The following is a 21,112-nucleotide window of genomic DNA, read 5'->3' as shown; positions in this document are numbered from 1 at the left end:
TTCCAAAATAGATATGGATAGCGCACATTGGTTTCGTGCACAGGTCGATCCCCGAAGGGAGCCGACTCGTGAATGAGTTAACCAGATGTTGAGCATTTAGCCACCTGCATAAACTAAGAGTGACTTGGCAGCAGCTCTGCTGGCATATAAACGCTTAACTCACCACTGGCCACCAGCTCCGATGCCTTCTGGATATCAGGAAAGAAATACCGGTCCTGATCATAGAACGGTATATCCTTTCTCACTGTTTTCATCACCCGCTGCAACGTTTCCGAGGTTTTGCAGGGTTTCCTCATATCCACTCCCTGTGCCGCCGCCAGCAATTCGATACCCACAATAGACGCCGTATTACTGTTCATCTCCCGTAAACGACGGGCACCATAAGTTGCCATGGAGACATGGTCTTCCTGGTTGGCAGAAGTGGGCAGACTATCGGCAACCGAAGGATGGCAGAGGCAACGATTTTCACTGGCCAGGGCAGCCGCCGTGTTATGGGCAATCATAAAGCCGGAATTGACGCCACTGTTCTTCACCAGAAATGGCGGCAATCCGCTCAGGTGTTGATCCACCAGCAACGCAATGCGGCGTTCACTGATGGCACCGATTTCGGCAATGGCCAGAGCCAGTGCTTCGGCAGCCATGCCGGTTGGCTCGGCGTGAAAGTTGCCACCGGAAAGTATTTCATTCTGCTCAGCAAAGACCAGGGGATTATCGGTAACACCATTGGCTTCCACTGCCAGCAGACCCGCGGCATAACGCATCTGTTCCAGGCAGGCTCCCATCACCTGAGGCTGGCATCTCAGTGAGTAGGGATCCTGAACCTTGTCACAATCTATGTGTGCCTGCTCAATGTCACTGTGATCCAGCATGGTACGGTAGGCATGAGCAATATCAATTTGCCCTTGCAACCCCCGCGCCTCGTGAATGCGCGGGTCAAAAGGACGACGGCTGGCCATGGCGGCTTCAATGGAGAGGCTCCCGGCGATGATGGCTGATGCCATTAAATCTTCCGCACCAAACAGTCCCTGCAAGGCAAAGGCCGTACTGGCCTGGGTACCATTCAACAGTGCCAGTCCTTCCTTCGGTGCCAGCTTCATGGGCTCCATACCGGCGTAGGTCAGGGCTTCCATGGCCGTCAACTGCTGACCATCCACCAGGGCATGCCCCTCACCCAGCAATAAACAGCTCATATGAGCCAGCGGCGCAAGATCACCACTGGCCCCTACGGACCCCTTCTCGGGGACACAGGGGTAAACCTCCAGGTTAATCAGTTGAATCAGTGCTTCAATCAATTCCAGCCTCACTCCCGACAATCCCCGGGCAAGGCTGTTGATTTTTAATACCATCATCAGGCGGACAGTGCTTTCATCCATAAACTGTCCAACACCTGTCGAATGCGAAAGCACAATGCTCCTTTGCAAATCCTCCAACTCCTGATCCGGAATCCGGGTATTGGCCAGCAGACCAAAACCGGTATTGATACCATACACAACCCGATTTTCTGCCAGCGCATGATTCACGCAGGCCACACTTTTATGAATGGCTTCATAACAGTCCGAGCCCAGCTTGATCTGAACCTCGTGACGACTAACCCTGTGCAGGTCACTCAGCGATAATTTTCCGGGGGAAATCACTAACTCATTCATACCTTTGCCCTCCCGACTGCATGGGCAGGTCCAGACCATTGTCCTGTGCGCACTCACGGGCAATGTCATACCCTGCATCGGCATGGCGCATGACTCCGGTTCCCGGGTCATTCCACAGCACTCTGCCCAGTTTTTTCCGGGCTTCTTCGGTACCATCAGCGACAATCACCACACCGGAATGTTGGCTGTAACCAATCCCTACACCACCACCATGATGGAGACTCACCCAGGTTGCCCCCGAGGCAGTGTTCAACAGGGCATTCAGCAAAGGCCAGTCAGAGACGGCGTCACTGCCATCCTGCATCCCTTCGGTTTCCCGGTTAGGGCTGGCAACCGAGCCGGAATCCAGATGATCACGACCAATCACTACTGGCGCACTCAGCTCACCACTGGCCACCATATCGTTAAAGGCCTGCCCAAGGCGGGCCCGGTCTTGCAAACCCACCCAGCAGATTCGGGCTGGCAGACCCTGGAAAGCGATGCGCTCTCTGGCCATATCCAGCCAGTTATGAAGGTGTGCATCGTCGGGAATCAGCTCTTTGACTTTCTGGTCAGTCTTGTAGATATCTTCAGGGTCACCGGACAGGGCTGCCCAGCGGAAAGGACCAATACCCTGGCAAAAGAGTGGACGAATATAAGCAGGCACAAAACCGGGGAAGTCAAACGCGTTTTCAACCCCAACCTCTTTCGCCATCTGTCTTATATTGTTGCCGTAATCAACAGTTGCCGCCCCCCGCTTTTGCAGCTCCAGCATGGCCCTCACCTGCACAGCCATAGATTCTCGTGCAGCACGGGTAACAGCCGTTTCATCCGCCTGACGACGTTCGCAGGCCTGTGCCAACGTCCACCCTTTGGGTAAATAACCATTCAATGGGTCATGGGCAGATGTCTGATCTGTCACCACATCCGGCGTAATATTGCGTTCAACCAGCTCGGGGAATATATCCGCCGCATTCGCCAGCAAGCCCACCGAAATCGCCTTGCCTGCCAATTTGGCCTGTTCAATCATCGCCAGTGCTTCATCCAGCGTCGCCGCTTTTTTATCCAGGTAACGGGTTTTCAGGCGAAAGTCGATTCGGGACTCATCCACTTCACAGGCCAGCATGGAAAAACCGGCCATGGTCGCCGCCAGAGGCTGCGCGCCCCCCATGCCGCCAAGGCCACCGGTGAGAATCCACTTGCCCGAAGCATCCCCCTGGAAGTGGGTTTTGGCCATGGCCACAAAGGTTTCGTAGGTACCCTGCACAATGCCCTGGGAACCAATGTAGATCCATGAGCCTGCGGTCATCTGGCCATACATCATCAGCCCTTGTTTATCCAACTCATGGAAGTACTCCCAGTTTGCCCAATAAGGCACAATGTTCGAGTTGGCAATCAACACCCGGGGAGCACCGGGGTGGGTCTTGAATACCCCGACCGGTTTTCCGGACTGAACCAGCAATGTTTCATCGGTTTGCAGACGTTGCAGAGTGGCCACTATCTGGTCGTAGCAAGCCCAATCCCGGGCAGCCCGGCCAATACCGCCATAAACCACCAGCTGTTCAGGATGCTCTGCCACCTCCGGATCCAGATTATTCATCAACATACGCAGAGGGGCTTCTACCTGCCAGCTGCTGGTATTCAGCTCAGAACCTCTGGGAGCCCGAATGATTCGGTCCGGATCAAATCGCTGATGGCCTTTACTGCCGGTTTTACCAACGGGTTCTTTACCACCGGCTATAAGCATCTTCTCCTGTTCACTTGCCATATTCACCGTCCTCTACGTTACGCTGCTTTATTGTGGAACTGTCACCTGCACAATCGTTGTTATTGCCCCGGAAGGCTGTCGGTGTTACTCCTGTGATCCGACTTGTCGGCAGGTCATCAGGAAAACTGTAAATGGTCTCCCAGGCGGTATCGGTCACCGGGGTGCATCAGCCTGGCCAGACTGACGACACCGTGCCGACACCAGCTTCTTCTCGTGATTCTCAGACAGGGAGCACCGGCTTCCATAGCCAGAGCTTCGGCCACTTCTTTTGAAGGCAATACTGCTTCCACGACATGTGTCGCTTCTGTAAGCGCTGCAACCCCGGTCAGATAAACATTGGGCGTTTCCCTTGAAAAATCCTGTTTCAGGTAATCCGGAGCAAACCGCGGGTTAATATGACGTTCTTCCCATTGCAGTGGCAGGCCATTTTCGTAGTGAATAATAATGGAATGAAAAACGCTCGCTGACTCCGGTAACTCAAGGGAAACCGCAATGGCCTCGGACGCCTGTTCTTCAGACAGAAGCAATACCCGGTTGCTGTAACCATGCCCTCGCCCCCTGATCTCGTCGGCAATATTTTTTACCGTCAGTATTGACGATTGTGGCTCGATAGGAGCCACAAACGTACCCAACCCTTGCTGGCGCATCAGTACGCCCGATGCCGTCAGCTCCTGCAGCGCCTTCCTGGCGGTCATCCGACTTACCGAAAATTGCTGGCAGAGCTCATTCTCAGAAGGCACCTTGCGGGATTCTGTCCACTCACCGCACTCAATCTTGTCAAGAATATAGTGCTTAATCTGCTGATAACGGGGTAACAGGCTCTGATTCATAATTTATTTGTGCCAATTGGAGCTTTTCAGACGTTCCGGCGATCCCGGGGATCCTGAGTTTGATTATATTATCTTATTGTATATAGTTGTATATACAACAAGATAATGCAAATTGTACGATTTCGCTAAAAAATTCAAGGATTTTCTCGAGGTTAGAGTGAACAACGTTACCAGTGATCAGTGCAGTATTTGTCTGGGAGAATATGATGATGTTCCCACACACTATCGGGCTTTAATGAGTTGTGGACATACTTTTGGACGCTCATGCATCGTCCAGTGGGGAGAGCGAAAACTGAACTGCCCTTTATGCCGACATGCATATTTTCCCTTTGAAGTAGACAGGGCAGGTGACTGGAGCATTATAGACAGGGTATTGTCTCGTCGGAGTATTGTCGCAATTTCTTTATCGACGTTATTTGCTTATAACTCGATTACCTTCGAGGACAATGCCAGAATACTTTCACTGGCTATGGAGTTACGCTCCTTCTTTTCCTTTGCAAAATTTCTTGATCTGTTGATCGGAGTCGCTTTTATCCGACCCAACAACAATAACCCCGTTGACTTCCCCAGAATGGCCAGTGAGTTGTTGAGGCAGGAAGTGGACGCTATTCTTGCCCTGATTGTGGAAGTACTCCTTGGCATTGCACTTGGTAATATGATCGCCGCCTTACTCAGAAGATAATTTCACACGGCTCTTTTCCCAAGAATGGATATGGGAACCGATTACTTCATTAATCGAGTATCGTTTGAACTTTTCTGGCAAGTATTTATTTTGACGTTCATGCATTATCTAAAGGAGACAACAAATGCTGATTACTCCTGAAGCTGTGGCTCATCATTCAGTCAACCAATAACGGCCTAACACCATGAACAACAGTAACGCTGATCCATCACTGACCGCCTGTGACCTATTCATTCGGAATATTCACCTTGCCACCATGGACCCGGCCCGCACTGCCACCTGCCCCTATCACAGCGTCAGCCAGGGTGCCGTGCTCGTGCAGGACGGCAAGATTGCCTGGGCAGGAGCAGAGTCAGAATTACCGCCAGGTAGCAATGCGAAAGAGACCATCGATGGACAAGGACACTGGCTAACACCCGGCCTGATCGACTGCCACACCCACCTGGTCTATGCCGGCGACCGCTCCAGAGAGTTTGAACAGCGGCTTGAAGGCGTCAGCTATGAAACCATCGCCAAACAGGGAGGTGGCATTCTCTCCACCGTCAAAGCCACCCGGGCAGCCACGGTTGAAGAACTGGTTGACGACTCCCGCCCACGACTTGAGGCATTACTGGCTGAAGGGGTGACCACACTGGAAATCAAATCCGGCTACGGCCTGGATACGGAAACCGAAACCAAAATGCTCCGGGCCGCAAGTCTGTTGGCCAGTGAGTACCCTGTCACTGTCGTTCGAACTTTTCTGGGTGCCCACGCTTTGCCGCCGGAATACAAAAACCGGGCTGACGATTACATTGAACACGTTTGCACTGAAATGATGCCTGCGGTGGCCAGAGAACAGTTGGCCGATGCCGTGGATGTGTTCTGTGAAAACATTGCTTTTTCACCGGAACAGACTGAACGGGTATTTAAAGCAGCCAAAGCCCATGGGATGAACATCAAACTCCATGGCGAGCAACTCTCTGACAGCGGCGGCACCCAACTGGCGGTAAAATATCAGGCGCTATCCGTGGACCATCTGGAATACCTCAGCCAGTCCGGTATTGAAGCGTTAAAAAACAGCAACACGGTAGCCACTCTGTTGCCGGGAGCCTTCTACTTTCTTCGGGAAACCAAGTTGCCACCTATTGAAGCATTAAGAAAAGCTGGCGTTCCCATTGCCATTGCTAGCGATCTGAACCCTGGTACCTCCCCTTTCGCATCTATACGACTGATGATGAATATGGCCTGTACCCTGTTTCGTATGACGCCTTCCGAGGCACTGGCCGGTTGTACCCGCCATGCGGCACAGGCACTGGGTCTGCAAGAAAAAACTGGCCGAATCAGAGCAGGACTGGATGCCGACCTGTTACTCTGGCCTGTCAGCCATCCAGCCTCTCTGGTGGCCGGGCTCACGGGCATCTCCCCTTCCCTGATCATAAAAAGTGGCCAAATTGTGCAATCAACCATCTCCAGAAACCCACCATTCTCCTGGTCTGGCCGCATCGATCAGGAAACCGATCCACAGGCTGCACAGCGCTGGCACCAGAAAGTTCGCCCTTATGCACCGGGGGGCGAACCAGGAGCTGCTTTACTGGGGTTTGAGTCTGATGAAGGCGTCCGGAGAAATCAGGGCCGACCCGGGGCCGCCAAAGGGCCCGACCATATTCGACAGGCACTGACCAACCTTCCCTGGAATCGCACTGCCCCGGTTTGGGATGCAGGCAACCTTCACTGCCATGGCACCAACCTTGAACAGGCACAACAGGACTATGCCGGGCAGATGTGCCAACTATTAGACAATGATCAATTAGTGATTGGTTTGGGAGGAGGCCATGAAATTGGCTGGGCTTCTTACCAGGGACTGATGATGCATCTGGAAAAACAGAGGCAGGGTAAAGACCCGATCAATGTCGGCATTATCAATTTTGATGCCCACTTTGACCTCCGTTTACCCGAAGCGGGTCCCAGCTCAGGAACGCCATTCTGGCAGGCTTCTGAATACGCCCGAGAGCACCGTATCCCGTTTAACTACCTTTGTTTTGGCATCAGTGCAAGCAGTAACACTCAGGCGCTTTTTAATCGAGCTGATCAGCTGGGTGTCGCCTATCGACTCGATAAAGAAATGACACTGCTGAACCTGCCATCGTTACAGCAAGATCTCCAACAGTTTATCGACCGGGTGGATCATATTTATCTGACCATCGACATTGACGCCTTCCCTGCCGCCCTGGCCCCCGGCGTCAGCGCACCCGCTGCCAGAGGCATTCCACCGGAGGTTGTCGAACCTTTGCTGGATATCATCAAACATTGCGGCAAGCTGAAACTCTTTGATATCGCTGAAACCTGCCCGAAACATGATATCGATGCACACACGGCCCGACTGGCAGCACGGTTAATTCATCAGCTGGCTGGACAAACCCGGTAGATTATTCAGAATGCATCAGCAAACCATATATACGCTCATCAGGGGATTGAGGAAAATTAAAAAAATGGTTCGAGGTATGTAAAATACCGCTCCTTTTTGCAATTGCTCGGTCAGCGGATCAAGGTTCTCAGCGAAGTATTCCAGCGTGTCGTTCAATCATCTGGTTTCTTCGGTAAATACTGTTCTCAGTCTTAGCGTTTTACAGGCAGATTGATTGTCATTTTATCAGAGCTCAAGCAATGAACCCTGGACAGCATCACCGCTTTGATCTGCCCTCTCACCGTCAATCAACAGCTCCCCTTCCTGGTCACCCTGCCCATCCAGAACACGGTAGAGCAGAGAATAAGCGACCCGCCATTGTCTTTCAGCCACCTGCAGGGAGACTGATTTAGTATTCAGACGAAGGACATGACCAAAATGTTCTTCCCCATGCTTATCTTTAAAACCCAGCAGATCTCCCACAGCAATGGCATGGCGACTCAGGCCTTGTTGAGCTTCATGATTAACGCGGGCATCGGCACCTTCAAGATTGAGCATGTAGTAGGGCACCGTCCAGCGTTTGCCATCAGAAAAATCCAGTACCAGTGCCCGCTTTTGCCTAAGCTGCAACACCTCGCAGTCACGCAGCGAGTTGCTGTTTCGATCAAAGTAGCTCAGCTTTTGTCCAACGGTCAGCGCCGCCTTGATCCGGCCAATACGCTCTGACGACTCTAGCTCACGATCAATCATGGCATTCAGCCGGAACAGATCAAAGGTGCTGGCCTGATTCAGGGCTTCCAGCAATTGGGCATAATCCATGGTTGGTTTGGCGGGGGAGTTACTGTTATTCATTAGTAGTCAGTACCATGATTTAGTTATGGATGTTTGATCCCAAAGGCAGAACAAATTGATGGCCGGTTACCGGTGCCTCAACCACTGCCCGTGGTTGGTTTTCTTTGCATAGCATTCATAGCATTGTTGCATTTATGCCGACGTCTGGTCACAGGCTTTTCGTCTGTCCAGCATTATAGTCATAAGTCGAAGACCAGCGAGTTTTGCAGAGAGTTCGCCTGCCTTTCAACCCCTGTCAGGAATACATCGATTAAATAAGCCTTATTTTTTCTGCATATAATTTTTGAATTCCCAAACGAGGGGCGTTTGAACGGCTAATTGGATTTACCGTGTTCCATGCTGATATAGCCAAATCACCTAACTCGTTTTTTGTGAGCCTCTCTATATCGTGCTAACATTTGTACTCACAGCAATAAGGAAACCACGATGGAAACAAGAATACAATTTCGAGTCGATGAGGAAACAAAACGCCTGGCTCAAAAAATGGCTGAAAGTCAGGGGCGCACTATCAGTGATGCATGCCGGGAGTTTACGGAGCAACTGGCCGAACAACAGCGCAAGTTATCCTCCCACGATCAATGGCTAACCCAACAAGTCAACCAGGCATTTGAGAAACTGGACTCTGGAGCAGCGGATTTTGTTGAACACGATAAAGCCAAAGACGAGATGGCTAAGCGCAAAGCAAAAATTCGCAACAGAGGCAGTCAGTGATGGTTTTATGGGAAGAAGAGTCTCTGAATGATCGGGAAAAGATCTTTGAGTTTCTTTATGATTTTAATCCTGAAGCCGCAGAAAAGACTGATCTGATCATTGAAACGAAAGTTGAAAACTTATTAGAACAACCGCTTATGGGGGTTCAGCGTGAAGGCATCCGTGGCAGATTGCTGATCATTCCGGAAGTATCCATGATTGTTTCATACTGGGTGGATGGGAAAGATATTCGTGTAATGCGAGTTCTTCATCAGAAACAAAAATTCCCAAAAAAGAAAAAGGGCGTAAACTTTTGAATTTACGCCCTTTAATCTGCCTGACTCTGCCTGTGTCGGCCTGAGTCAGTTTTGGTGGTTGGTGGAGGCGGCGGGACTTGAACCCGCGTCCGCCAGCTCTACGCCTTCGGCTCTACATGCTTAGTTTCCGTTATTAAGTTAACGCAGAACGACCCAACGGTCAGGGTGACACTGCGCGATCCTGTGGATTTAACCCACCGGTTCCAGGAAGACCGATGTGGCGATTCTATTTTCGGTAACGATCAATTTCCACCCAACAGACAAGACAGAGTGATCGGGAGAAAGCTGTTATTAGGCAGCCATTGCTCCGTTGAAGCTATTATCGTTAGCAACTATACGTTTGTAGCGTTTTGATTTACGAGAGCCGCTACGCCCTCGACATGCACCTTGGGTTTCGTAACCGTCGTCGAATCCTGATCGCCCCCAGTAACAAAACTCTGTCGTATTTATGCCAAAAGTGGATAGCAAATGCAACTGTGTTTAGTACATAAGTATTTTTACACTGCAAAAAATACCATTGTCGTTAAATTTTCCTGAGAAAGACTATAAGCACCTTCTGTATGAAGTACTGAGCCGGGAAACCCATCGCCAGCTGTTTTTATTCACTGTACAGGCACTGCTCAGAAACAAGTCCCGAATTCAATAGCCAGGTGAATTGCATTAAGAAAAAGGAGTAAGCGGCACACAGTGAAACCGTGTGCCAGGGGTTATCAGCCGCGGTGCATAACCCGCTGCTTTTCAATATTCCACTCACGCTCTTTAGTGGCTGCACGCTTATCAAACTCTTTTTTACCCCGGGCAAGGGCAATCTGGCATTTGATCAGATGGCCTTTCCAGTAGAGTTTGGTGGCGATGCAGGCGTGGCCTTTTTGCTGGGTTACCGAGAACAGGTTAGCCAGTTCTCTGCGGTGCAGCAGCAGTTTACGGTCACGCAGAGGGTCTGCCACAACATGGGTGGACGCGGTGATCAGCGGTGTGATCTGGGCACCAATCAACCAGGCTTCGCCATCTTTGAGCAGGACGTAACTGTCCACCAGCTGGACTTTGCCCTGCCGGAGGCTTTTCACTTCCCAACCGGCGAGGGAAATGCCTGCTTCGAAAGTCTCGTCGATATGAAAATCGTGACGGGCTTTCTTGTTGACGACGATGGATGAGTCGCCCTGTTTGCCTTTCTTTGAACTTTTTGCCATGGCGCGGATTATAGGAGCAGCTAAATGTAAAGTCACTAATTCTGCGGGATCCGGACGGGTTTCGACAATAGCACCGGATCAACGAAGGTTTAGCATAGTGAATATTTCTGCATTTAATAACCTTAATATTCAAAAAACTCTATTTTAACCAATTAGACGGAAAAAACGGTTGAGATGAAGTGCCTGACCGGTACAATAGCGACCAACCTGTGTGATCTTCTCCGCTCTTCCATCAGCATGCTGTTTCATCTGAGGTAGTCTTTATAGCTGATTGTTCGGCTTGGAGGTTTACCGGGATTGTGTTGTTCCCGTGAAAATCTCGCGTGGCAATTGTTCAAGAAGCAAGAAGCCGTCTGAAATGCAGCGTTGCTGTTCTGGTTTTTGACAACCGGCCTTATGGATAAAGATGGTCGCAGCTGTATCTTATCCATAAGAATTATTCTGTGTTGTTAGACCTCACCTGCCTTTCAAACAGCCTCTGAGTAAAATAATTCGACTCATTGGGGAACCCATGTCCGGACAAAATCCAACGACATCGAAAAAAACCTGGGCCAACCGCTGGACCTTCCTGCTGGCCGCCGCCGGCTCTGCCATCGGCCTGGGTAATATCTGGAAATTTCCATACATCGCCGGGCAATATGGCGGTGGTGCCTTCGTTATGCTTTATCTGCTGTGCATCGCCGTTATGGGTGTACCTCTATTGATGGCAGAAACGGCCATTGGCCGTCATACCCGCCTGAGCCCCCTGAATGCCATTCGCAAGCTGACCAGTGACCTGGGGGCCAGCAAACTGTGGGGCATTATCGGCTGGATGGGTATGCTGGCGGGCTTCCTGATTCTCTCTTTCTACAGTGTCATCGCTGGCTGGTCCCTTTCTTATGCCTGGGACATTGTGACCGGGGCCTTCAGCGGCATGAACACCGATCAGGTGGGTGATGCTTTTGGTGGGCTGGTGTCATCGGCACCACGTCAGATCTTCTGGCACACCGTCTTTATGGTGATCACCCTGGTGATTACTGCCCGAGGTATCCATAAAGGTCTTGAGAAAGGCCTGCAGGTGATGATGCCCGCCCTGTTCGCCTTGCTGCTGATCATGCTGGGCTACAGCATGCTGGAAACCGGACAGTTTATGCGCGGTTTTGACTTTATGTTCTCCGTGGATTTCTCCAAAGTTACCGGTGAAGCGTTTGTTGCTGCACTGGGTCAGGCGTTCTTTACCCTGAGTCTGGGCATGTGCTGCCTGATGGCTTACGGCGCTTATATGCCCGCCAATAACTCCATTCCAAGAACCGCCATTAACGTTGCCGCTCTGGATACCCTGATGGCAATTATCTCCGGCCTGATTGTCTTCCCGATCGTATTTGCCTATGGTCTCGAGCCCTCTGCCGGACCCGGCCTGCTGTTTGTCTCCCTGACGGCCGCCTTTGTGCACATGCCGATGGGTGAGCTGTTTGGCTTCCTGTTCTTTGTTCTGGTGGGTATTGCTGCGCTGAGTTCGGCTATCTCCCTGGTTGAACCGGCACTGGCCTGGCTGATCGAGCGCACACCACTGAGCCGTACCGTCGCGACGGTGATTCTCTGTGCTGCCATCTGGTTTGTTGGCCTGGGCACCGTGTTCTCCATGAGTGGTGACCTGACCTTCACGCTGTTCGGGAAGAACTTCTTCGACCTGCTGGATTACTTCACCAGCAATATCCTGCTGCCTGTGGGTGGTCTGCTGGTCTCCATCTTCGCTGGCTGGATAATGAAGCGTTCAACCTTGGTGCATGAGCTGGGCCTGAGCGTGGGAGTATTCAACCTGTGGCGTGCCATGATCCGTGTGATCGTGCCGCTGTGTGTATTGACGGTGTTGATTACCGCGCTGTTCTAGATCTCAACAGCCCCTGACACTGTCTATTAATCCAAGGGCCGGAATAGGTTATTCTATCCGGCCTTTTTTTATGAAAGGCGCTTTGTATGCCAAGGATTTCCCGTTCCGCACTGGTCATGTATTCCGCTGAACAGATGTATGATCTGGTCAGCGATATTGAGTCGTATGCAGAATTTCTGCCGGGGTGTGCCGGTGGTCGTATTGACCGTCAGGAAGGCGCACAGTTGGAAGCCACCCTGGAAGTTGGCAAGGCCGGATTGCATCATAGCTTTTCCACAAGGAACCAAATGATTCCCGGGAGGTCTATTGAGATGCAACTGCTGGAAGGGCCATTTAAACACTTATCCGGTATCTGGACATTTCAGCCCCTGGCTGAGGATGGCTGCAAGGTTTCCCTTGAGCTGGAGTTTGAGATGAGCAATAAACTGACTCAGGCAACACTGGGTGGTCTGATTGGCCACATGATGAATGCCATGGTCGATGCCTTTGGCAAAAGAGCGAAGCAGATTTATGGCTAAGATGTTAATGGATGAACCCACTATCCACGTAGAAGTGGCCTATGCAAGAGCCCATGAGCAGAAGATTATCGCGCTGCAGGTCAAAGAGGGAACTACAGTTCTGGAAGCAGCCAGGAAATCGGGCATCGTTGATTACTTTCCGGAGATTAATCTGGCCGAGGCGAAACTGGGCATCTTTGGCAAGGCCGTGTTAAAGCCCGCAGAACAGCTACTTAAAGAAGGCGAACGGGTTGAGATTTACCGCCCCTTGATTGCCGACCCGAAAGAGGTTCGCAAACGCAGGGCTGAACAGGCGAAACAGAAGAATTCTGTACAGTAATAACTGAGGATGATGTTCTTCAGGAGTGGTATCAGCAGTGATTACTGCTGATTACTACCAGGTACCAGGTCACCTTGAATGGAATGGAGTTGATCGTTTACGAAAAACAGCGTAACCGTCTTCTGCTCACGGCTCTTACCACCGGGCTGCAAGCTGTAGATGTAATCCCAGCGATTGCTGTTAAACGTATCCTCGATCAATGGCGTACCCATGACATACTGGACCTGGGCTCGGGTCATGCCCGGACGGAGCTGGTCAACCATCTCCCGGGTAATGACATTTCCCTGCTGAATATCAATTTTATAGGCACCGGGGAAACTGATAAGCTTCGAACCACTGTCCGTGGAGCTGGCGCACCCTGTCAGAAGGGTGGCTGAGAAAAGTGCGGCGGCCAGGGCGATCGTGGTTTTTGGCATCGGTTTCAGACTTCCACTATCTTGCTCAAAAATGACTAGCAGCCTGCTCGCAGAGCAAAATGAAAAAGCTGCACGAAAATGTGATAATAGCAGGATTATCTTGCAAAGGGTTAGGGAAACGTGTTGGAAAATCAAGAGTTACGCAAAGCAGGACTAAAAGTCACCCTGCCTCGTGTGAAGATTCTGCAGATCCTTGAAGGTGCCGAAGAGAAGCATATGTCGGCGGAAGATGTCTACAAGGCTCTGCTTGAAGCTGAAGAGGATGTGGGTTTGGCCACCGTCTACCGGGTACTGACCCAGTTTGAGAGTGCCGGTTTAGTGGTTCGCCATAACTTTGATGGCGGTCATTCCGTGTTTGAGCTCGCCCGCGGGGGGCACCATGATCATATGGTTTGCATGGAGAGCGGAGACGTTATCGAGTTTATTGACGAAGAAATCGAGAAACGTCAGTACGCTATTGCTGAAAAGCACGGCTTTGAAATTGTGGATCACAATCTGGTGATCTATGTACGTCCAAAGAAGAAAAAATAAGCAGCATTAAAAAAGAAAAAAACAAGAGTTAACCTCTAACCTGTGAGATCACTTGCCCCCTCTGCTTCTGCCGAGGGGGAATTCATTTTTTCTTCAATAGGTTAGTGAAATTAATCAGAACGGATAGATCAACATTCGTTTCGTAATTGATCCCTTGATTTTTGTGCCAAACCAGATAGTTAAACGTAACTATCCAATCAAAAACTCCGTCAAGAGCAAAACGATGGAACTAACATAATAAAAAAATGTCTATAAAAAGACTTTCAATCAAAAGGAATCAAGCAAATGGAAATAAGAGCCAGAATCGGTCAACTTGTCCGCTTACGAGCCGGTGGTCCCGTACTGTGTGTTACGTGCGAATACCCTATGGCTGATGGATCTTATAGCTATACCTGCCAGTGGTTTGAAGATGACAGACTGAGAGATTACACCTTTCCAATCGTAGCCCTTGAACCGGTGGAAGGTGAGTTTGAAGCCAGTATTAAGGGTCAGCCCGGCACCGAAGTGGAAATAGAAGCAGAAGCAGAAGTAGATACAGAAGCGGAAGCAGAAGAGGGCGATAAGGGTAAAAACTATCACTAATACTCATTCAAGAATAAACGATGGAACTAATATGATTAAACAATGTCTATTAAAAAAACTATCAAACTTGCATAAGGATTCAAAGATATGGAAATAAGAGCAAAAATCGGTCAACTCGTCCGCCTGAGAGCCGGTGGCCCAGTACTTTGCGTTACCTATGAATACCCGATGGAGGATGGTACTTATAGTTACTGCTGCGAGTGGTTCGAATATGAAAAACTCAGACACTCAACCTTTCCAATCGTAGCCCTTGAGCCCGTGGAAGGTGATTTTGAAATTGATATTGAGGTTCAGCTCGACCCTGAAGCAAAGACAAAGGCTGATGCAGAGACAGAACCAGAATCAGAATCAGATAATGAAGCAGACAAAAAAGGTGGCAAACCAGGTAAAAATTTTCATTAACTCCGCCACATCCAAACCTGTGAGGTTGCTTTAATTCATTTAAAGCAACTTTACCGGAAGCATTTATACGGCTTGCACCTGAGCCTGAAACAGCATCTCCTGGGCATGACTCAATGTTGGTGCGGTCAGCTCAACACCTCCCAGCATTCGGGCAATTTCGTGTACGCGATGTTCACCATCCAGCTCGAGAATACGGGTGCTGGACGCCTTACGACTGACTTTTTTACTAACGTGCAGATGCTGATGGGCCTGGGATGCCACCTGGGGCTGATGGGTAACACACAGCACCTGCCCTTTTTTACCCACTTCTCTCAACATACTGCCCACAATTTCTGCTGTGCCGCCGCCAATACCGACATCCACCTCATCAAACACCAGCGTTGGCGTTGATGTGGTTTGTGCAATAATCACCTGAATGGCCAGACTGATACGGGAAAGCTCTCCACCGGAAGCCACTTTGGCCAGGGCGCGCGGAGGTTGCCCCGGGTTGGTGGTCACCAGAAACTCGATGAATTCAAAGCCCTGAGAGGCAACCGTGCGATCAGGAATGTCTGTCAGCTCGACACAGAACTTACCTTTGGGCATACCCAGCAAGGCAATGCGTTCAGACACCTGTTGTTCCAGTTTGCGCGCAGCGGCCCTACGTCTGGCAGACAGTTTTTCGGCTAACTGATTGTGTTTTTTCTGCTGCTGTTCCAGGGACAGTTCAAGGTCGGCGACCTGTTCATCATGACACTGAACTTTTTCCAGCTCTTCGCTGATCTGCTGTTGTTTTTCCAGCAACGCTTCCGGCTGGATACGGTGTTTGCGGGCCAGATCAAAAATAGCACTGAGCCGGTCTTCGATTTCCCGGGCCCTTTGCGGATCGGCATCAAAGTGATCAATAAAATGATTCAGCTCGCCAACCGCTTCCTCCACCTGAATCTGCGCGGATGACAGCATCTCCAGAGAGTTATTGATGGCGGCATGCTCAAGCTGCAGTTCACTGAGGCGGTGCAGGCAAAAAGAGAGCTGCTGCAGCAAATTATCACCATCATCACTGGTACAAACCCGGGTGATCTGATGGCAGGCCGATAAGGTTGCACCGGCCTGGGATTGCTGGCGATGCTCCTGCTCCAACTGCTCAACCTCCCCGGGCTGAAGGTTTAACTGCTCCAACTCATGCAACTGATAACTCAGCAATTGAACCCGCTCTTCCCGGTCCTGCTGATCGGACAATAAAGCATGCAATTGCGCAGAGGTCTGGCGGTAATCTGCGGCCATATCCGCTACTTCCCGGGACAGCGCCAGCGAGCCGGAAAACTCATCCAGCAGCTCAGCGTGATTGCTCTTTTTCAACAATGATTGGTGGGCATGCTGGCTGTGAATATCGATTAACAGCTCCCCCAGCCCCTTCAACTCGGCAAGTGTGACCGGGATACCATTGATATAGCCCCGGGAGCGACCTTCACGGGTAACCACCCGGCGCAAAATACATTCGTTCGCCGAGGATTCGGAACCGCCAGCATGCTCACCGTCATAATCTCGCTCCTGCAACCACTCTATTGCGGCAGGTATGCGCTGAAGGTCAAAGCAGGCGCGGATATCGGCCCGATCAGCGCCATCACGCACACAGTCGCTGCCCGCCCGGCCTCCCAGGGCCAGCCCGAGGGCATCCAGCATAATGGATTTACCGGCACCGGTTTCCCCGGTGATGGCGGTCATCCCGGGATTGATGTCCAGGTTAAGGTGGTCAACGATGGCATAGTTGCTGATGGAAATTTGGTTCAGCATGGCAGCTCTCACGATCCCAATTGCATATCGGGTTACTGTTTATTTATACAGTAAACTTAAAACCCGAATTGGTAAAGCAAATTTCCCCTTGAATAAGCTGCCATGAACCCCATATTAGGCTATCACTTAATATTTACTTTTGCCGGGGCCCTACGGAAGCAATACGGCCCATAACACGAAGACACGTTCCAGCCAGCATTTCAGGCTGGATTGACATCCGGAGAAACGTTGGAATGACTGTAGAAAACACCAAAGCAGAAGATCAGGCCGAGCAACCTGAAGCCAACGAAACTGAAATTTCTGCTGACGCTGAGGCAGCCGTTGACCCGATTCTGGAAGAGGCGGCTGATTCAGAAGATCAAGCCGAAGAGCAGGCCAACGACGATAGCGCCAGACGAATCGAAGAACTCGAAGAGCAGCTAGCCCAGGCTAAAGACCAGGCGCTGCGCGCTCATGCCGAAGCCATGAACACCAAGCGCCGCGCAGAGCAGGACGTTGAAAAAGCCCACAAATTTGCCCTGGAGAAGTTCGTCAACGAACTGATCCCTGTGGTTGAGAGCCTGGAAAAAGGTATTGAAAGCGCAGAACAGGGTGAAGGTCAGCACGAGACCATGCTCGAAGGCATGCGCCTGACCCACAAGCAGCTGCTGGATGCCCTGGCAAAATTCAGTGTTGAGCAGGTTAACCCTGAAGGCCAGCCGTTCGACCCGAACTTCCATCAGGCCATTTCCATGGTGCCCAACCCGGATATGGAACCCAACACCGTGATGAATGTCTTCCAAAAAGGCTACACACTGCACGGTCGTGTTATCCGTCCGGCCATGGTGGTGGTTTCCAAAGCGGCTTAACCAAAGAGGGGCTCCGGGAGGCTGATCGAGAATCTTGCAAGAGCCCCTTGAAAAAGCAAAGACCGCTCCCATATAGCAAACCAAGATCGTGGTAATCACCACCTAAACGCTGTTTCACCAGACTCAACATCGGTTGAAAGCATTGGGCAGCGAACAAAGATTTCAAAGTTTTCCGCCCTGATTATGGGCAATGGAGAGACTCAAAATGAGTAAAGGCAGAATCATTGGTATTGACCTGGGTACCACCAACTCCTGTGTGGCGATCCTGGACGGCGATAAATCCAAAGTCATCGAAAACGCTGAAGGCGCACGTACCACCCCTTCCATCATCGCCTACACCGACGACGGTGAGATTCTGGTAGGCCAGCCAGCCAAGCGCCAGGCGGTTACCAACCCCGACAACACCCTGTTCGCCATCAAGCGTCTGATCGGCCGTCGCTTTAAAGACGACGTCGTTCAAAAAGACATCAAGATGGTTCCGTACAAAATCATCGAAGCGGACAACGGCGATGCATGGGTTGAGGTTAAAAGTGACAAGAAAGCACCGCCTCAGATCTCTGCCGAAATCCTGAAGAAGATGAAGAAAACCGCTGAAGACTATCTGGGCGAGTCAGTAACTGAAGCGGTTATTACCGTTCCTGCCTACTTCAACGATTCCCAGCGTCAGGCTACCAAAGACGCAGGCCGTATCGCGGGTCTGGAGGTCAAGCGGATCATCAACGAGCCAACCGCTGCGGCGCTGGCTTACGGCATGGACAAGAAAAAAGGCGACCAGACCATCGCCGTTTATGACCTGGGTGGCGGTACTTTCGACGTATCCATCATCGAGATCGCTGACGTAGATGGCGAGCACCAGTTTGAAGTACTGGCCACCAACGGTGACACCTTCCTGGGTGGTGAAGACTTCGACCTGCGCCTGATCGAATACCTTGCCGACGAATTCAAAAAAGACCAGGGCATCGACCTGAAAGGCGACCCACTGGCCATGCAGCGTCTGAAAGAAGCCGCTGAAAAAGCCAAGATTGAACTGTCTTCTACTCAGCAGACAGACGTCAACCTGCCTTACATCACTGCCGACGCCACCGGTCCCAAGCACCTGAACGTTAAAGTCAGCCGTGCCAAGCTGGAATCCCTGGTAGAAGACCTGGTTGCCCGTTCCCTGGAGCCATGCCGCATCGCGGTCAAGGACTCTGACCTGGACCTGTCTGACATCGACGAAGTTATCCTGGTGGGTGGTCAGACCCGTATGCCACTGGTTCAGCAGAAAGTGGCCGAGTTCTTTGGTAAAGAGCCTCGCAAGGACGTTAACCCTGACGAAGCGGTGGCCATGGGTGCTTCCATCCAGGCTGCGGTTCTGGCCGGTGACGTTAAAGACGTTCTGCTGCTGGACGTTACTCCGCTGACCCTGGGTATCGAAACCATGGGCGGCGTAATGACTCCGCTGATCGAAAAGAACACCACCATCCCGACCAAAAAGTCCCAGGTGTTCTCTACGGCCGACGACAACCAGGGCGCAGTCACCATTCACGTGCTGCAAGGTGAGCGCAAGCAGGCGACTCACAACAAGTCCCTGGGCCGTTTCGACCTGGCAGACATTCCGCCAGCACCTCGCGGCATGCCACAGATCGAAGTCAGCTTCGACCTGGATGCCAACGGTATTCTGAATGTTTCTGCAAAAGACAAGGCAACTGGCAAAGAACAGTCTATTGTGATCAAGGCATCTTCCGGTCTGTCGGACGAAGAGATCGATCAAATGGTCAAGGATGCTGAAGCCAACGCAGCAGACGACAAGAAGTTCGAAGAGCTGGCGGCGGCCCGTAACCAGGCTGACAGTCTGGCTCACGCTACCCGCAAGACGCTGGAAGAAGCCGGTGACAAGGCCACTGAAGAAGAGAAGGCGGCCATCACCAAGGCGATCGAAGACGTTGAAGCCGCGGTCAAAGGTGACGATAAGGAAGAGATCGAAGCCAAGACCAAGGCACTGTCTGAAGCCTCTGCCGGTCTGGCCCAGAAGATGTACGCTGAAGCTCAGCAGCAGGGCGAAGCCCAGGCTGATGCCGGTGCCGACCAAAAGGCGGATGCAGCTGACGACGCCGTTGACGCTGAGTTTGAAGAAGTAAAAGATGACAAGAAGTAAGACCAACTCGATCATCAATGACTGATGATAAGGTCACAACGCGGGATTCATTCCCGCGTTGTCGTATATATCAAAATGATGGCTTTGTCAGACTTGACCATGAATCCAGTTAGCTCTGTGTTTTCATGCTCGACTGGTGAATGCAGGTAGCTCAGGGTTTTTCTGATGTCAAAACGCGACTACTACGAAGTGCTGGGTGTAGAAAGGAGCGCTTCAGACAAGGACATAAAAAAGGCCTATCGTCGTATGGCCATGAAATATCACCCCGACCGTAACCCGGGTGATAAAGCAGCGGAAGAGAGCTTCAAGGAAATCAACGAAGCCTTTGAAATTCTTTCCGACAGCGAGAAAAAAGCGGCCTACGATCAGTACGGCCACGCCGGTGTTGACCCGAACATGGGTGGCATGGGCGGTGCTGGCGGTTTTGCCGGTGGTAATTTCGGCGATATTTTCGGCGATGTCTTTGGTGACATTTTCGGTGCTGGCGGTGGTCGCAGCCGCAGTTCCGTCCAGCGTGGTGCCGATCTCCGCTATCAACTGGAACTCAGCCTTGAAGAAGCCGTTCGCGGCGTTAGCAAGAAAATCCGTATTCCGACACTGGTGAGCTGTAACGGGTGTGATGGCTCCGGTGCGAAAAAAGGCACTCAGCCTGTCAGCTGTACCACCTGTGGCGGTATTGGTCAGGTGCGTATGCAGCAGGGCTTTTTCTCTGTGCAGCAAACCTGCCCTGACTGTCGCGGCACAGGCAAGATGATTAAGGACCCCTGTAACGTCTGTCACGGTGAAGGCCGCGTTCAGGAATACAAGACCCTCTCCGTCAAGATTCCTCCCGGTGTTGATACCGGCGACCGTATCCGTCTGGCCGGTGAAGGCGAAGCGGGTGTCAATGGTGGACCAGCCGGAGACCTGTACGTTCAGGTCAGTGTTGCTGATCATCCGATCTTCCAGCGTGACGGCAAACACCTCTACTGTGAAGTACCCATCACATTTGTCGATGCCGCACTGGGCGGTGAACTGGAAGTCCCCACCCTGGAAGGCCGGGTGAAGCTGAAGATTCCAGCGGAAACCCAGACGGGTAAACTGTTCCGTCTGCGTGGCAAGGGTGTTGTCCCGGTCCGTGGTGGCAGTGCCGGAGATCTGATGTGCCGGGTTGTGGTTGAGACTCCAGTGAAACTGACGGAGCGTCAGAAAGAGTTGCTCAAGGAGCTGGATGACACCTTCAAAAAAGAAGGTGCCGGTCACCAGTCGCCTAAAAAGCAATCCTTCTTTGATGGCGTCAAGAAGTTCTTTGACGATATGACTTCCTGATCCCCCCCTCAAAAGGCCTCTGTTATCAGGGGCTTCCATTAAATGGTTGCGTTACTGCTGTTTTTGCGGTG

20 protein-coding genes and 1 other RNA gene are annotated in these 21,112 nt (G+C 51.4%); 13 read left to right on the top strand and 8 right to left on the bottom strand.

Annotated features, from left to right (window positions below; translation table 11 throughout):
* Positions 1-113 precede the first annotated feature (113 nt).
* The 3 genes from hutH to hutC form a co-directional block, all read right to left on the bottom strand.
* Positions 114-1,646, bottom strand: a complete 1,533-nt coding sequence (hutH, locus tag ACO6UX_RS19955; protein ID WP_422450096.1) for a histidine ammonia-lyase — start codon at positions 1,644-1,646, stop codon at positions 114-116.
* Positions 1,639-3,372, bottom strand: a complete 1,734-nt coding sequence (hutU, locus tag ACO6UX_RS19950) for a urocanate hydratase (protein ID WP_422450554.1) — start codon at positions 3,370-3,372, stop codon at positions 1,639-1,641. Before hutU ends, hutH begins: the two co-directional genes overlap by 8 nt.
* Before the next feature lie 137 nt (positions 3,373-3,509).
* A complete protein-coding gene (hutC, locus tag ACO6UX_RS19945) occupies positions 3,510-4,223 on the bottom strand; it encodes a histidine utilization repressor (RefSeq protein ID WP_422450095.1) in 714 nt (237 codons plus the stop codon).
* Positions 4,224-4,380: 157 nt separating this feature from the next.
* Here hutC and ACO6UX_RS19940 point away from each other — a divergent pair, with 157 nt between their 5' ends.
* Both ACO6UX_RS19940 and hutI read left to right on the top strand, forming a co-directional pair.
* Complete coding sequence (locus tag ACO6UX_RS19940; protein WP_422450094.1) at positions 4,381-4,905, top strand: RING finger domain-containing protein; 525 nt, start codon at positions 4,381-4,383, stop codon at positions 4,903-4,905.
* A gap of 184 nt (positions 4,906-5,089) precedes the next feature.
* Positions 5,090-7,309 carry an imidazolonepropionase gene (hutI, locus tag ACO6UX_RS19935; protein ID WP_422450093.1) on the top strand — a complete coding sequence of 740 codons (2,220 nt, stop codon included), beginning with the start codon at positions 5,090-5,092 and terminating at the stop codon, positions 7,307-7,309.
* Positions 7,310-7,534: 225 nt separating this feature from the next.
* On the opposite strand, the gene ACO6UX_RS19930 is transcribed toward hutI, so the two are convergent.
* Entirely contained in the window at positions 7,535-8,140 is a 606-nt protein-coding gene (locus ACO6UX_RS19930) for a hypothetical protein (RefSeq protein WP_422450092.1), read from the bottom strand.
* 426 nt (positions 8,141-8,566) lie between these two features.
* Between ACO6UX_RS19930 and ACO6UX_RS19925 the strand changes: the two genes are divergently transcribed.
* Together ACO6UX_RS19925 and ACO6UX_RS19920 are read left to right on the top strand one after the other, a co-directional pair.
* Entirely contained in the window at positions 8,567-8,851 is a 285-nt protein-coding gene (locus ACO6UX_RS19925) for a type II toxin-antitoxin system RelB/DinJ family antitoxin (protein WP_422450091.1), read from the top strand.
* Positions 8,851-9,147 carry a type II toxin-antitoxin system RelE/ParE family toxin gene (locus ACO6UX_RS19920; protein ID WP_422450090.1) on the top strand — a complete coding sequence of 99 codons (297 nt, stop codon included), beginning with the start codon at positions 8,851-8,853 and terminating at the stop codon, positions 9,145-9,147. The genes ACO6UX_RS19925 and ACO6UX_RS19920 overlap by 1 nt, the downstream gene beginning before the upstream one ends.
* A 59-nt stretch (positions 9,148-9,206) precedes the next feature.
* Here ACO6UX_RS19920 and ssrA read toward each other — a convergent pair.
* Both ssrA and smpB read right to left on the bottom strand, forming a co-directional pair.
* Positions 9,207-9,572: a transfer-messenger RNA gene (gene ssrA / locus ACO6UX_RS19915) on the bottom strand.
* Between the two features lie 285 nt (positions 9,573-9,857).
* Positions 9,858-10,337 (bottom strand): SsrA-binding protein SmpB, encoded by a 480-nt coding sequence (gene smpB, locus ACO6UX_RS19910; RefSeq protein WP_101745079.1) that lies wholly within the window; start codon positions 10,335-10,337, stop codon positions 9,858-9,860.
* 511 nt (positions 10,338-10,848) lie between these two features.
* On the opposite strand from smpB, the gene ACO6UX_RS19905 reads away from it, so the two are divergent.
* The 3 genes from ACO6UX_RS19905 to ACO6UX_RS19895 all read left to right on the top strand — a co-directional run bounded on the left by ACO6UX_RS19905 (position 10,849) and on the right by ACO6UX_RS19895 (position 13,044).
* Positions 10,849-12,207 (top strand): sodium-dependent transporter, encoded by a 1,359-nt coding sequence (locus ACO6UX_RS19905; RefSeq protein WP_422450089.1) that lies wholly within the window; start codon positions 10,849-10,851, stop codon positions 12,205-12,207.
* Positions 12,208-12,293: 86 nt separating this feature from the next.
* A complete protein-coding gene (locus tag ACO6UX_RS19900; protein WP_269675517.1) occupies positions 12,294-12,725 on the top strand; it encodes a type II toxin-antitoxin system RatA family toxin in 432 nt (143 codons plus the stop codon).
* Entirely contained in the window at positions 12,718-13,044 is a 327-nt protein-coding gene (locus ACO6UX_RS19895) for an RnfH family protein (RefSeq protein ID WP_422450088.1), read from the top strand. Before ACO6UX_RS19900 ends, ACO6UX_RS19895 begins: the two co-directional genes overlap by 8 nt.
* A 41-nt stretch (positions 13,045-13,085) precedes the next feature.
* On the opposite strand, the gene ACO6UX_RS19890 is transcribed toward ACO6UX_RS19895, so the two are convergent.
* The gene (locus tag ACO6UX_RS19890) at positions 13,086-13,460 is read right to left on the bottom strand and encodes an outer membrane protein assembly factor BamE (RefSeq protein WP_101745082.1); all 375 of its coding nucleotides are present in this window, start codon (positions 13,458-13,460) and stop codon (positions 13,086-13,088) included.
* Between the two features lie 120 nt (positions 13,461-13,580).
* Here ACO6UX_RS19890 and fur point away from each other — a divergent pair, with 120 nt between their 5' ends.
* The 3 genes from fur to ACO6UX_RS19875 all read left to right on the top strand — a co-directional run bounded on the left by fur (position 13,581) and on the right by ACO6UX_RS19875 (position 14,975).
* Positions 13,581-13,991 (top strand): ferric iron uptake transcriptional regulator, encoded by a 411-nt coding sequence (gene fur / locus ACO6UX_RS19885; RefSeq protein ID WP_101745083.1) that lies wholly within the window; start codon positions 13,581-13,583, stop codon positions 13,989-13,991.
* Positions 13,992-14,276: 285 nt separating this feature from the next.
* Positions 14,277-14,573: a DUF2158 domain-containing protein gene (locus tag ACO6UX_RS19880; RefSeq protein WP_422450087.1), complete on the top strand. Its 297-nt coding sequence runs from the start codon at positions 14,277-14,279 to the stop codon at positions 14,571-14,573.
* A gap of 87 nt (positions 14,574-14,660) precedes the next feature.
* Positions 14,661-14,975, top strand: a complete 315-nt coding sequence (locus tag ACO6UX_RS19875; protein WP_422450086.1) for a DUF2158 domain-containing protein — start codon at positions 14,661-14,663, stop codon at positions 14,973-14,975.
* 63 nt (positions 14,976-15,038) lie between these two features.
* Here ACO6UX_RS19875 and recN read toward each other — a convergent pair whose 3' ends face one another.
* Complete coding sequence (gene recN / locus ACO6UX_RS19870; protein ID WP_422450085.1) at positions 15,039-16,748, bottom strand: DNA repair protein RecN; 1,710 nt, start codon at positions 16,746-16,748, stop codon at positions 15,039-15,041.
* 233 nt (positions 16,749-16,981) lie between these two features.
* On the opposite strand from recN, the gene grpE reads away from it, so the two are divergent.
* From grpE to dnaJ, 3 genes are all read left to right on the top strand, one after another.
* A complete protein-coding gene (grpE, locus tag ACO6UX_RS19865; protein WP_422450084.1) occupies positions 16,982-17,596 on the top strand; it encodes a nucleotide exchange factor GrpE in 615 nt (204 codons plus the stop codon).
* A 205-nt stretch (positions 17,597-17,801) separates the two neighbouring features.
* The gene (gene dnaK, locus ACO6UX_RS19860; RefSeq protein WP_422450083.1) at positions 17,802-19,733 is read left to right on the top strand and encodes a molecular chaperone DnaK; all 1,932 of its coding nucleotides are present in this window, start codon (positions 17,802-17,804) and stop codon (positions 19,731-19,733) included.
* Between the two features lie 165 nt (positions 19,734-19,898).
* Complete coding sequence (dnaJ, locus tag ACO6UX_RS19855; RefSeq protein WP_422450082.1) at positions 19,899-21,041, top strand: molecular chaperone DnaJ; 1,143 nt, start codon at positions 19,899-19,901, stop codon at positions 21,039-21,041.
* Positions 21,042-21,112: the final 71 nt, after the last annotated feature.

This window comes from Endozoicomonas sp. ALB091 (assembly GCF_049310265.1).
In the GTDB taxonomy this organism is placed as follows: Bacteria; Pseudomonadota; Gammaproteobacteria; order Pseudomonadales; family Endozoicomonadaceae; genus Endozoicomonas.
This window is presented reverse-complemented; position numbering and strand designations above follow the sequence as displayed.